Raw genomic sequence first — 13,063 nt, forward strand, 5'->3', positions numbered from 1 at the left:
GAAACGAAATGACGACGAATCAAATTGAGTTCAATATAGCGCCAGTCGCAGAATGCAGCGTTTTGGTCACCTTGACGCTATCGCCTTCAAATAATCAATCTAGCGCTCAATATGCGCAGTACATGGCTCATTTTTCCGATGCTATTCGTCAAAACTTAGCACCTGTATTGATGAATGTGACACCGGCTTACCACACCATTCTGGTTGACTACTTACCTTATAGAATTTCAGAACATCAGCTCATGGAACAACTCAACGCCTTGTTGAGTCATGCTGTTTCGTCCTTCTCTAGTGTTATTAACACGCGTAACACTATCGAGCTTCCCGCCTATTACTCACCAGAAACAGCACTCGATTTAGACCGATATCAAGCCCAAGGCATGTCGCTGGATGAAATCATTCAACATCACACCTCACAAACATACAGCGTCAGTGCGATTGGGTTTACACCTGGCTTTGCGTTTATGTCTGATGTGGTCAATGAACTTGCTTTGCCTCGTCATTCAACCCCACGCTTAAGCGTGCCGAAAGGCAGCATCGCCATCGCGGATACGAAAACGGCGGTGTATCCTTCGGACTCACCGGGCGGTTGGAATATTATTGGCAATTGCCCGCTCGCACTGTTTGATCACAGCCAATTGAAGAACGCTGATACCACGCAAACGCCGCTGTCTCTATTTAATGTCGGTGATACGGTCCGTTTCATCGCGATTTCAAAACAAGAATTTGTAGAGCTTATGGAGATTAGTGGAGATGTCGCTAATGGTTAATACAATAGCTAAACCAACACTAACAGTGATTAAACCCGGCCCGTTGAGTTTGATTCAAGATTTCGGACGATTTGGTGTCGCTCATCTCGGGTTGACACAAGGTGGCCCTGTTGATGATTACTCATATAGCTGGGCCAATCACCTGCTCGGAAACCCAGTCAACCAAGCGGCGTTGGAAATCACGCTTGGGCAATGCGCGTTACGAATCGACTTTGATTGTGAGATGGCGTTATGCGGTGGCGATTTACAAGCGAAGCTTGATGGCAAACCACAGTCGAACTGGCGTACTTTTCAAGCTTTCGCTGGGCAAGTTCTCTCATTTGGTTTACCTAAAAATGGTCTAAGGGCGTATTTAGCCATTAAGGGTGGCTTCGATGTTCCATCAACTCTTCATAGCTGTTCTACGGTGACTCGAGAAAAGATTGGTGGATTAACGAAAGATGGAGAGCCATGCCAGCAAGGGCAACAAATTGCGTTTACCCAACACAAACTCTCTCGCCCGTTTAAAGCGTTGAGTGTCACCTTCCGATACACGCCTAATTACAACCTACCAGTGAACCTGCGAGTGATTGAAGGCTATCAAAGCGAACTATTCTCCGAGTCAGCAAAAGAGACTTTGTATAACGCGCAGTATCACGTTGACCAAAATTCAAATCGCATGGGTTATCGACTGAGTGGTGAATCGGTTGATTCACCTGATATTTCGCTATTGTCAGAAGGCATTGCCTTAGGTGCGATTCAAATCCCCCAAGATGGGCAACCTATCGTGTTGCTTAATGACAGACAGACTATTGGTGGCTACCCAAAGATTGGATGTGTCGCCAAAATCGATTTACCGCGCTTAGCACAAGCCAAACCTGGACATGCGATATCATTCAGCAAGGGAGATCGCTTAGGCTTACAAGATGTTTGGTGCCAATGGGCTCAATTTTTCGGTTATTGATGTGCCCCTGTAGATAGAAGCCACTTTAATACCAATCGTAGTAAATAACTGGTCACCCTAGCTTGTTAAAAATCTCGATAACTTCGTTAGAATTTTTGATTGTAGAATAACTACTTATCGAAACTTCTTGTCGAAAAGAGCCGCCTTGTTCTCAAGCTTTTTTCCTACGCTATTTTTGATCACTTACTTACTGTGATTGGTAGAATTTCGAACATGAAGCAAGACATATAAACTAAAAATCCAACTGACTGTTTGCAGCAAGCTGGATTTTTTTGGTGAGGCCATCATGATTTAAACGGTAGGTGAATCAGCGCAATTTTAAGCGTGGTCTTGACCTGACACCTTTGCAAGCGCTTCTGGGTATCCACGTTCGTGTGTCAAATCTATCGCTCTGTTTTCAATAGCATTTAGATTAAGTGACATTGTCACCGAGTGCGTATCTTCAATCGATACTGACTCTGCGACATCAAACCAATGCTCAGCAACCTTTTGTGCAGCCTCAAGGGTTGAGGAAGCTTTGACTACTTCAAGTCGAGCATAGCGCTCACCACAGAATGAAACATCTGAAGCTCTTAAGCTCGGATCGATTCCCGGAATCTGCTGTGCACCGAATAGAGGCTTACCACCTACCAGTGCAGAGCTAAAACTTGGGATGAACTGAGACATATGCGTTATCGCAGCGCGAGTTCTTAATTCAAGCTGTTCTTCACTCCAACCTGATACGATTTTCTTAAGAAGCTTCGAAGGTAACTGTGGTTGTGATGAATCTGTTGATGATGAAACAAGCCCACCCTCAAATAGAGTAATCCCTTCTGTCATACCGTGAAGTTGGAATACACCATCAGCGTACGGTGTTAACTGAGCCATGCCTTGCGGTGTGCCTCTCGGGCCATGGAAGATCACCTCTGGCCACTCTTCCTTACATTCTTGCGAATACGGCCACTCTGTAACATATGCGGCTTTGAACTCAACAAGCCTTTGTTGCTTAGAACCGACAAAGTCATCCACGATGCCCGTCTCAAAGCCACTCGCATTAATCAAGTAGTCGGTCGTTAGATGACAGCTTTGGTTCTCAGCGTCTGTATAAGTCAAAGACCAGCCTTGCTCTAACGATTCAACAGATTGTAATCGGCTGTTGGTTAATACTGAGCAATTCGATTGTTGCCCCAAAGACAGTTGAGCGGTTGCAGATAAGCGGAATACACTCCAGCCATACTCTTGGACCATAGCAACAGGATACTTAAGGGTTTCTAGATCCGTATGTTTCGCAAAAGGAATACACCAATCATCAAGCGATGTTGGTTTCAGAGGCTGTGTTCGGGTAGCAAGTGCTAGTAACTCTTCTTTACCATACAGCTTGTAATACTCTTCCGGTTTACCAAGCACTTGGTTGCTTTTATCTTGATTAACAAGCTCAGCATAAGCGTTCTTGATTATCTTTAGACGCGGAAGTAGATCCAACGGCTCTCCACCATCACTGTGTGGAACAGCAATAATTGTCGGACGAATATTGATCGTGTGGGGAAACAAGCGGACAGTATCAATTGACTGAGTGAGCAACTGAAGACACTGCTCTACAGAAATATCCCGATACAAATTGCCGCCAGCGTGCAGGTGGCAAATTGGTGGACCATTAACCAAACTCGGCCCTTTTTCCAAGATAGTGACCTTAAAACCCAACTCACTAAAGTGAATCGCGCTCGTTGTTCCGGCAATACCACCACCAACAATGGCAATAGAAGGCTGATTTGTATCCGTTTTGTTGTGGTTCATCGTGTTCTGTAGAATAAGATTAACTGCCGCTATTCTACTTTTGTTCTGCGATGAATTAAAACACATTTTTATCAAGGTCTTAGTTCAGTGGGATTTAATATCTATGTAAAAAACATAAATAATCTCTTGACTCAATAACTCCAGATAGAGTTTTAAAGGTTATTCTAACAGTCAAAATTGTCCTAAGTGACGCCACATAAAGGCTGCCTCAGTACTCTTAAAACATAGATGTTAACTTATCCCTAAAGTTATCCACCGTTTTTGTGGATAACTGTTGATAACGTTCTTGCTAAGTTGCGCAAACCCTTTGTTTACAGGGACTAACAGCTGTTCATTAAATCGGCATTATTGTGCGATTAGTTTTAAAAAACACTAAAAAATTGGAAAATTAAGGTGCGATATTCGTTACTTGTGCTACCCATTGGTCAAATAAAAAACGGTCTAAAGCGACGCCATATAAATAGTGCATGACTAAATATAAATAATATCACTTTTAGACCGTTTTAAGCATTTGTGAGATCTCGCTAGCGACTAGCCAAAATCCTTGTTCACGGGTGCCAACAAACGTTTGATTAGGCTATTCACTACCGCGGCCAATGTGATGAACGTTAGTACAGGTAGCGCTATCCACAGCATTGGGTGGAGTGAAGGTTGTAATTCGAAGCCAAAGTTCATTACTCCTGCAACACTGAGCTCAGAACCCATCGCAGCAATCGAGCCAGCCACAAACGCCATTAACCCGTATTCACACCAAATAGTGTTGAGAATTCGCTTTTTACTCGCACCTAAAGTGCGGTACAAACGTATCTCTTGTTGTCTTTGAGACAAGCTCAATCGCAACAGAGTAAAGATTAGCAACAACCCTGCTACCACACCCAGAGCCGCAAGTACGGTTATCGACCAAACAATCTGTTTGAGCAACTCTTGGATCTTACTACCCATCTTACGAATATCCATCAAACTCACGGTTGGGTGATTTCGAGAGAGTTCGTTGAGCATCTGATTATGTTGTTCTTCTAGTCGGAAGCTCACGAGCCAAGTAGAAGGAATAGAGCTCAAAACATCTGGCGTAAATATGAAGTAGAAATTCGGCTTCATTTCTCGCCACTCTACTTTTCGGATGCTGTTCACCTTGGCAGAGACATTCTGGCTGTTGATTGTGAACGATAACTCATCGCCAATCTTTAGACCCAGCTGCTCCGCGACATCGGATTCCACAGATACGCCCTGCTCTTGTGTCCAGCTGCCTTCTAACACTTCATTGTACTCAGGAAGGCTATCTCCCCAAGTGAAGTTGATTTCGCGGCTTAGTGCATCTGTTTCTTGTGAGGTATCACTGTATTTTGCCGCTTCAACGCCCTTAATGGTCGTGAGTCTTCCTCGTATAATTGGAAACGCTTGAGTACGCTCTACTCCGTTTGCATCAATCGTCTCGAGATAACTGTCTTTCTCATAGCTCGCAATATTCAGCGCAAACGCATTAGGTGCGTTCTCGGGCAAGGTTTGTTGCCAATCCGACAACAAGTCACTTCTCACAAGCCATATGATCGATAGCAGCATCAAAGATAGCGCTAGAGAACCAAATTGAATCCCTGTTGCTAAAGGTGTGCGATTAATTCGGCTCAATGCCAAACGCATAGATGTCGACGTCGGCAGCTTGCCGACCAAACGCAGAACAAGCGTACTCACAATCGCGAGCACTAAGAACAGGCATGCGATACCTGCTAGAACTATCCATACCAACAGATTGTCGCCGTACATCAGCATCATTGGAATTATAGGTACCAGCAACAACAAGTATTTCTTGTAGCTTTCATTTGATTGATGACTTGATTGAATCACGCTGATTGCCGAAGTGTTGACCAAGCCAATTAACGGAATACCAAGAGCAGGCACACCAATGAGGATACTTGATAAAATCGCCAAAATGACAGGTTCAATGCCATAGCTAGGAAGTGGTGTTGGCAACAAATCACCTAATGGTATACGAAGTAGAAACTCTAAGCCGACCCCTATTGTAATTCCCAGTACAGCGCCGATGACCACTAACAGAGACACCTGTACAAACAACCATTTAATGATCCATTGCTTGCTCGCGCCTAAACTCTTAAGCATCGCAATGGTTTTACGGCGACTCGCCACATAATGTTGGCAAGTAAGTACCAAAGTGGTCGCAGCCATTATCACAACGATAGCCACAGTTAACGAAAGATATTGAGTCGTGCTTTCGAACATGTCGTTAGTACGGCTCGCAGAGTCTTGCGTGCGCCAGCGATCGCTCGGTGTCAATTCTACACTGTCTTGCGCGGCTTTCAGTTTTGTATCATCACCGTTTAGAAACAGCCTAAAGCTTACACGACTGCCCGGTTGAATCGCTCCAGTGGCCTCGATATCGCTTGTATGAATTAGCACAGCAGGCATTTGTTGGAATGGGTTAAAGCTCAAACCTGGCTCTTGCGCGATACGCCCTGTGATTGTTAAATCGGCATCGCCAATAGTGACATTGTCACCAATTTCAACCTCAAGCTGTGCAAATATACGCTCGTCTAACCAAAGTTCACCTGGCGCAACATGGTTACTAGACACATTGTCCGCACCTTCTAGTATCATTTCTCCACGTAATGGGTAATTACTTTCAACCGCTTTCACCGTCACTAGCTGCATCGAGTTATCACTGAATGCCATCGTTGAAAAACGGGTCAACTGAGAGCTTTTTAACTGTTCAACCTGAGTGAGGTCTAGCAAGGGTTGCGGGATTGGGTTTGCTGAGATAAATACGCTATCGGCAGTTAGCGCATCTTTGCCCTGTTTAACAATCACCTGCTCCATACGTTCGGCCAATGCCGACAATGCAAAAACACACGCAATGATCAGTGTTAATGCTATGGAAACTGGCCACAATTGACCGTGTCGAATCTCTTCGATACTCCATGAGAACAGTCGTTTATTCAGTCCGTTTGATGAATTCAATTTAGACTTCCTCTATCTGACCGACATGCATCTTAAGTGTTCGCTGGCAACGTTGTGCGAGTTTAGGATCATGCGTCACTAGAACAAGCGTTGTGCCATGTGATGAGTTCAACTCAAACAGCAACTCGACAATTTTGGCTGCAGTTTGTTGGTCTAGGTTGCCTGTGGGTTCGTCAGCAAAAAGGATTTTTGGCTTGATCATAAAAGCTCGAGCTAAAGCGACTCTTTGTTGTTCACCGCCTGATAGTTGAGATGGCAGGTGATCAAGCCTGTCTTTTAAGCCCACTGATTCAAGCAAAGCCGTCGCACGTTCGATGTCTTCGTCTTCCCCTTTAAGTAGACAAGGAAGCGTGACATTTTGCAGCGCAGAAAGGCTTGGAATTAATAAGAAGCTCTGAAATACAAACCCGACAGACTCACTGCGGATCTTAGCCCTCGCTTCATCATCAAGCTGTGAAAGCGGCTGTCCTAATAAACTGATTTCGCCTTTCGTTGGCACATCAAGCCCTGCAAGCAACGTCATTAGGGTTGATTTACCTGCGCCAGACGTGCCGACAATCGCGACAGTTTCACCTTCACGAATATCAATATCGACGTGCTCTAGGATTGTTAAATGTTCTTGATTAGTAGACACTGTCTTCGAAACAGCTTCTGCTTTAATGATGGATGTATGCATGACTCGACTAATTTCCTTTTTATTCTTTATTATATTTTCAACCGCTTCTTTGGCTCAAGATACCGAGTTAGATTCTAAGTTACTGGTACTTGGTGATAGCTTGAGTGCTGGTTATAACATGGACATCAAACAGAGTTGGCCAAGTCTATTGCCAAACGCATTAGCGAAGCATGACAAAACAGTTACCGTGGTTAACGGCAGTATTTCGGGTGACACAACCGGCAACGGGTTAGCTCGTTTACCACAATTGCTTGAAGAACATGCTCCAGACACTGTTCTTATCGAACTCGGTGCAAATGATGGCCTTCGTGGCTTCCCACCTAAGCTGATGTCTGCGAACCTTGATCAAATCATTGAGCAGATAAAAGCTGCGGGCGCCAAGCCAATTATGATGCAGATTAAAATCCCACCGAATTACGGTAAGCGTTACAACCAGCAATTTGAATACGTTTTTGCATCGCTTGCCGATCAACAAAATGTGCCGCTTTTGCCGTTTTTCCTAGAGCATATCATCCTTAAACCTGAGTGGATGATGAACGACGGACTGCATCCAAAACCAGAAGCTCAACCTTGGATCGCTGAATTCGTCGCCGAAGAATTATATCAGTATCTTTAAGTTTTAATGGTCTAGCTCAATAAATTTTACACAGCTTTACGTTAGCCTGAGTGCATATCACCGTTAACTGTAAGGTTATTTATGCTGATCGAACCTATTATCAAGGGTGTGGTAGCCAAAAGCGCTCACCCTCTTGGCTGTCAAGAAGCTGTAAAGCAACAAATCAAGTTTGTTAAGAGTGCGCCGCAAATCAAAGATGGCCCCAAACGAGTACTGATTATCGGCGCTTCCTCAGGCTTCGGCCTTGCCGCTCGTATTGCCGTGACCTTTGGCGGTGCAAAAGCTGACACCATCGGCGTCTCATTCGAGCGCGGTCCTAACGAAAAGTCCCTCGGTAGTGCTGGTTGGTACAACAACATCTACTTCAAGAAAGAAGCCGAACGAGAGCAACGCACTGCTATCAACATCGTTGGCGATGCATTTTCACAAGAAACACGTACACAAGTTGTCGAAGCCATTGAAACCTACTTCGAAGGTGAAGTGGATCTGATTATCTATAGCTTAGCGGCTGGCGTTCGACCTAAGTCAAATACTGATGAGCTTTGGCGTTCTGCCATTAAGCCTATTGGTGAAAGCGTTACCGGCGCGACTATCTCGCTAGAGCACGACAACTGGGTGACAGACACACTTGCTGCAGCGACGGAAGAAGAAGCCGAAAGTACACTCAAAGTCATGGGCGGCGAAGATTGGGAACAGTGGATAGATGAGCTCATCAACGCTGAATCCATTGCCCCTGGTTGTAAAACCATCGCATTTTCCTATGTTGGTCCAGAAGTCACGCACCCGATTTACTTAGACGGCACTTTGGGACGCGCTAAAATAGACCTTCATCAAACCAGCCATGCTCTGAATCTTGAACTAGCAAACTTCGGCGGTAATGCCTACGCGACTGTGTGTAAGGCACTCGTCACCAAAGCCAGTGTATTCATTCCGGGATTAAGTCCTTATCTGCTCGCTTTATATAAAGTGATGAAAGAGAAAGAGACGCACGAAGGCTGTATCCAACAAATGCAGCGTCTATTCAGCAGTAAACTGTATGGTCAATCAAAAGTCCCTCTGGACGGCGAACGCCTAATTCGCATGGATGAATGGGAACTCGATCCAGAAACCCAAGCCCATGTGACTGAGCTACTTGAAGCTATGGATGAAAACAACTTTCAAGCAATTGGCGACTATCAAGGATTCAAAGAAGAGTTTTTACAGTTGAACGGTTTTGCTCAACCGTCGGTAGACTATAAAGAGAAACTTAACACTGATGATTTTATAAAGTTAAAGCCTTAATCGAAACTTATCTCATTACTGAGACCCAGATTCACATTTGAAAACCTCTGCAAAATTGCAGAGGTTTTTTTGTGCAACATTTCTTATACTTAGTAAAAGTAAGATTCACAGTTTATTTGGTTCATCTTAATTAACACAGGATGTGTTGATGCATTTAGCATAATTGACTCGGAGTCATATGAAGAAGATAAAAACGATAGACTTAGATATCCCTGACGATATGGCCTCCAGCTGGCAGAATATTGTCGACCTCTTGGCTCAAATCACTGAAGTGCCTGCCGCACTTATCATGCGTGTTCACACCAACTATATTGAAGTCTTCTCTACCAGTCACAGTGAGAATAACCCTTACAACAAAGGCGATTCTGAAACCTTAGGAAATGGGCTTTACTGCGAAACGGTGATGGAGTCTCAGCAACAACTTGTGGTGCCCAATGCGCTTGCAGATCCTGATTGGGAAAACAACCCCGACACAAAGTTTGGCTTAATCTCTTATTGTGGCATTCCGCTATTTTGGCCTAACGGCGAATTGTTCGGCACCATTTGTATCTTGGACTCGAAAGAGAATCACTATACGCCTACCTATATCAAGCTATTAGAGAGCTTTCGTACCTCGATAGAGTCCCAGCTTAAAACCTTGTTTCAGCATGCTAAGCTCACCCAAATGAATCGCGACTTAAAGAACCGGGTTTACACTCGCACTAAAGATCTTGCGAGCCTCAATTATTCTTTAAACCAAGAGATTGATAAGCGAAGAGCGGCTGAACAAAAGATAAACTTCCAAAAGAATCATGACATCGGCACCGGTTTTTTGAACCGAACCGCATTCGAGTCTCGCCTAAATAACAAACTATCGTCACAACAAAGGCTGACGGACAGTTCATTTGCGGTTATTCATATAGGGTTTACGAATGGGAGGCGCATACAGGCTCGATATGGCTATGACGCGTTAGATCAAGTGCTGGTTGAATACCGACAACGTATCGACAGTATCTCGGATATCGAGGTACTAACTGCACGCCCTACTTCTATCGATCTCGTACTGGCGTTCAGCGTAAAAGATTTGCACCAACGCCTAGAAGAACTTTGCCAGACGCTCGTTAAAGTCGGCCATTCAGAGTTCGATATCGACAGTGACAAAGTACATTTGCATGCCTTTATCGGGATCGCGATTACTGATAACGAAGATGATGCGGAAAGCATTCTCCAGAAATCATCAGAAGCCATGCTCGCCTGTAAAGATTCCGGGCAAAAATTCGCTTACTACTCTCAATCTCATACTGAACAACAAAGTCACATCAATAAGATCGAAGGTTATTTGCTTCAAGCTGTCCGTAATGATGACCTCATGCTCTACTTTCAACCTAAAGTATGTCCATTAACGCATCGTTGGGTTGGTGCTGAAGCCCTACTACGTTGGCGCCATCCAGTTTTAGGTGATATCTCCAACGAAACCTTGATACATATGGCCGAGCAAAACGGCTTGATTTTCGAAGTCGGAAGCTTTGTTCTACGCAATGCGATTGAAAAAGCGAAAGAGTGGTCCGAATACGTTGAAGATTTCAAGATGGCTGTGAATGTGTCTGCAATTCAACTCAAGAACGTGCACTTTGCGGAACAAGTGGTTCACCTACTCGAAACCTATCACCTAGAACCTCATTTTTTGGAACTCGAGGTGACAGAAAGTGGCCTGATTGCCGATGAAGTTGTCGCTAAGAATACCTTAGAATCGCTGCATGACATTGGCGTTACATTGTCACTGGATGACTTTGGGACGGGCTACGCCTCTTTCAGTTATCTCAAGAAATTTCCGTTCGATACGATTAAAATTGATAAGAGCTTCATCGATCAGATGCTTAACTCACACGAAGACTCGGAAATCGTTCGTTCTATTGTCCAAATCGCGAAGAAGCTCGACCTAAAAGTCACGATTGAAGGGATAGAATCGGAAGTTCAGGAGCAATTTATTATCAACGAGGGCTGCGATGTGGGCCAAGGTTACCTTTATGGGCGGCCAATGCCGAGCCAAGAATTCGAACACAGTTTAATCAATCAAAACTATTTGGGGACAACCCGTTACGCTTAAAGCAAAAAAGAGCAGTTTGTTTTGGATTTAGGCCTACTTTCTCTTTACTCTAAAGGTGGTGATTTTTATAATCGCCGCCTTTCTGTTTTAATCTTCCCTTTATATAGGCATTCCTCGTTATGGATCAGTTGACTGCAAAGCTTAAAAAGCTCGAAAAACAAAACTTCCGCGCATATCAACAAATTAAAGGTCAATACGACTTTGCTGATTTCGAATTACACATCGACCACGTTCAAGGTGACCCGTATGCATCTTCTTCACGTTTTCGCGCAACACGCGCTTGGTCGTTAACTGGGTTAGATTGGCTTAAAGAAAAGTCTTACGAATACCAAGTAGCAGCACGTGATTTTATTGCACGTAGCTTCTCTGAATTTGCTAAGCAAGAAACAACTGTGTCTATCGCACTAACAGGCCAAACTGTTTTAGATAACACCTCAGTGGTTTTCACCGAGCACGGAATCGAAATCCGTTTTCGTATCAACCTACCTGCTGATGGTCGTAGTATTCTTGCAAAGAAAGCAATCAACATCATTACATTCTATTTGCCTAAGTTTATTCGTCGCGCAACGCTTGAACGCGAACTCGACATTGAAGCGATGATTAAGCATTGTGAAGCCGTTGAAGACCAAGACGCGTTGCGTGCTCAATTGGAAGAAAACAACCTAGCAGCATTCGTAGCAAATGGCAGCGTATTACCTCGTATTGCTGGTAACTGTGACCTACCAATGAAAGGTGCGGTGCCTTTCTCTGCTCCAGAATCGTTGAGTGTTACGTTAAACACACCGAACAAAGGTGATGTGACTGGCCTAGGCATTCCAAAAGGTATCACGCTAATCGTTGGTGGTGGTTTCCATGGTAAATCTACGCTGTTGAACGCCGTTGAACGTTCTATCTACAACCATATTCCTGGTGACGGTCGTGAAGGTATCGTGACGGCGACTGATACGATGAAGATCCGCGCTGAAGATGGCCGCTGTGTTCACAACTTGAACCTATCAAATTACATCAACCATTTGCCGATGCAAAAAGACACGTCTGATTTCAGTACACAAGATGCGTCTGGCTCGACATCGCAAGCGGCTTGGTTACAAGAATCAATTGAAGCAGGCGTTCAAACGCTACTTATTGATGAAGATACGTCAGCGACTAACTTCATGATTCGTGACGAGCGTATGCAAGCGCTTGTATCAAAAGGGGCTGAGCCTATCACTCCACTTGTTGACCGTATAGGCCAACTACGTGAAGAGATGGATATCTCTACCATTGTTGTAATGGGTGGTTCTGGCGATTACTTAGATGTGGCTGACACTGTGATTCAAATGCACGATTACCAAGCGGTAGACGTCACTGCAAAAGCACAAGAAGTGATAGCTCAACACCCTACTCAACGTACTAACGAATGTGAGACGGCATTAGAAACGTTTGTTCCTCGTTCATTAAACCGCGCAGCACTGATGAATATTCTTACTGACGGTAAGTTCCGTGTTAACGCGAAAGGCAAAGAGTCTCTGCGTTTTGGTAAGGAATTTGCTGATCTTTCTGCATTGGAGCAGTTAGAGTCGACATCAGAAGTTAACGCGATTGGTTGGGCATGGTTCCAGTTTGCACAAACTCCAGGTTGGTCAAACAACCCTGCTAAAGAGTTTAGTGCGATCTTAAGCGATGAGTGGCACGTTAATATGCCAAACTACGGTGATTTAGCGAAACCAAGAGTATTGGATGTAATGGCCGCACTAAACCGTATGCGTAAATCTCAGTTCAAACCTTCGAACTAAGTTAGATCCAAGCATAATAAATTGTATGGACGGCTCTCATTGTGAGGGCCGTTTTTTTATTCGCTAGCTCTAGCTCTAGATCTAGATCTAAAGCCTTAAGACCGTCTCCTGCCTCACTTATCTTGTTTGGCGATAAAACCGACCAATATTGTGCTTATCCTAAAAATCATGAC

At 44.3% G+C, this 13,063-nt stretch carries 9 protein-coding genes; 6 read left to right on the plus strand and 3 right to left on the minus strand.

Annotation, left to right across the window (positions count from 1 at the left end):
- Positions 1 to 8 precede the first annotated feature (8 nt).
- On the plus strand, positions 9 to 770 hold the full coding sequence (locus tag DUN60_RS21090) for a 5-oxoprolinase subunit B family protein (RefSeq protein WP_114635343.1): 762 nt from the start codon (positions 9 to 11) through the stop codon (positions 768 to 770).
- Positions 763 to 1,713: a 5-oxoprolinase subunit C family protein gene (locus tag DUN60_RS21095; RefSeq protein WP_422641392.1), complete on the plus strand. Its 951-nt coding sequence runs from the start codon at positions 763 to 765 to the stop codon at positions 1,711 to 1,713. The genes DUN60_RS21090 and DUN60_RS21095 overlap by 8 nt, the downstream gene beginning before the upstream one ends.
- Positions 1,714 to 2,031: 318 nt before the next feature.
- Here the strand turns inward: DUN60_RS21095 and DUN60_RS21100 are convergent, their stop codons facing one another.
- From DUN60_RS21100 to DUN60_RS21110, 3 genes are all read right to left on the minus strand, one after another.
- Positions 2,032 to 3,486: an FAD-dependent oxidoreductase gene (locus DUN60_RS21100; protein WP_114635345.1), complete on the minus strand. Its 1,455-nt coding sequence runs from the start codon at positions 3,484 to 3,486 to the stop codon at positions 2,032 to 2,034.
- A gap of 531 nt (positions 3,487 to 4,017) precedes the next feature.
- On the minus strand, positions 4,018 to 6,456 hold the full coding sequence (locus DUN60_RS21105) for an ABC transporter permease (RefSeq protein ID WP_114635346.1): 2,439 nt from the start codon (positions 6,454 to 6,456) through the stop codon (positions 4,018 to 4,020).
- 1 nt (position 6,457) lies between these two features.
- Entirely contained in the window at positions 6,458 to 7,132 is a 675-nt protein-coding gene (locus DUN60_RS21110; protein ID WP_004730959.1) for an ABC transporter ATP-binding protein, read from the minus strand.
- On the opposite strand from DUN60_RS21110, the gene DUN60_RS21115 reads away from it, so the two are divergent.
- The 4 genes from DUN60_RS21115 to DUN60_RS21130 all read left to right on the plus strand — a co-directional run bounded on the left by DUN60_RS21115 (position 7,131) and on the right by DUN60_RS21130 (position 12,890).
- A complete protein-coding gene (locus DUN60_RS21115) occupies positions 7,131 to 7,748 on the plus strand; it encodes an arylesterase (RefSeq protein ID WP_114635347.1) in 618 nt (205 codons plus the stop codon). The two genes, DUN60_RS21110 and DUN60_RS21115, sit on opposite strands and share 2 nt — an antisense overlap.
- Positions 7,749 to 7,829: 81 nt before the next feature.
- Positions 7,830 to 9,029 (plus strand): enoyl-ACP reductase FabV, encoded by a 1,200-nt coding sequence (fabV, locus tag DUN60_RS21120; protein WP_114635348.1) that lies wholly within the window; start codon positions 7,830 to 7,832, stop codon positions 9,027 to 9,029.
- A 178-nt stretch (positions 9,030 to 9,207) separates the two neighbouring features.
- Positions 9,208 to 11,115, plus strand: coding sequence for a bifunctional diguanylate cyclase/phosphodiesterase (locus tag DUN60_RS21125; RefSeq protein WP_114635349.1), 1,908 nt, complete (start codon positions 9,208 to 9,210; stop codon positions 11,113 to 11,115).
- A 119-nt stretch (positions 11,116 to 11,234) separates the two neighbouring features.
- The gene (locus DUN60_RS21130; RefSeq protein ID WP_114635350.1) at positions 11,235 to 12,890 is read left to right on the plus strand and encodes an ABC-ATPase domain-containing protein; all 1,656 of its coding nucleotides are present in this window, start codon (positions 11,235 to 11,237) and stop codon (positions 12,888 to 12,890) included.
- Positions 12,891 to 13,063: the final 173 nt, after the last annotated feature.

Source organism: Vibrio splendidus (genome assembly GCF_003345295.1).
Classification (GTDB): Bacteria; Pseudomonadota; Gammaproteobacteria; order Enterobacterales; family Vibrionaceae; genus Vibrio; species Vibrio splendidus_K.

What these genes read in the sequence shown, in the direction of transcription:
- DUN60_RS21090 (WP_114635343.1), top strand. Translation starts at nt 9, where the DNA reads ATGACGACGAATCAAATTGAGTTCAATATAGCGCCAGTCGCAGAATGC.
- DUN60_RS21095 (WP_422641392.1), top strand. Translation starts at nt 763, where the DNA reads ATGGTTAATACAATAGCTAAACCAACACTAACAGTGATTAAACCCGGC.
- DUN60_RS21100 (WP_114635345.1), bottom strand. Translation starts at nt 3,486, where the DNA reads ATGAACCACAACAAAACGGATACAAATCAGCCTTCTATTGCCATTGTT.
- DUN60_RS21115 (WP_114635347.1), top strand. Translation starts at nt 7,131, where the DNA reads ATGACTCGACTAATTTCCTTTTTATTCTTTATTATATTTTCAACCGCT.
- DUN60_RS21110 (WP_004730959.1), bottom strand. Translation starts at nt 7,132, where the DNA reads ATGCATACATCCATCATTAAAGCAGAAGCTGTTTCGAAGACAGTGTCT.
- fabV (WP_114635348.1), top strand. Translation starts at nt 7,830, where the DNA reads ATGCTGATCGAACCTATTATCAAGGGTGTGGTAGCCAAAAGCGCTCAC.
- DUN60_RS21125 (WP_114635349.1), top strand. Translation starts at nt 9,208, where the DNA reads ATGAAGAAGATAAAAACGATAGACTTAGATATCCCTGACGATATGGCC.
- DUN60_RS21130 (WP_114635350.1), top strand. Translation starts at nt 11,235, where the DNA reads ATGGATCAGTTGACTGCAAAGCTTAAAAAGCTCGAAAAACAAAACTTC.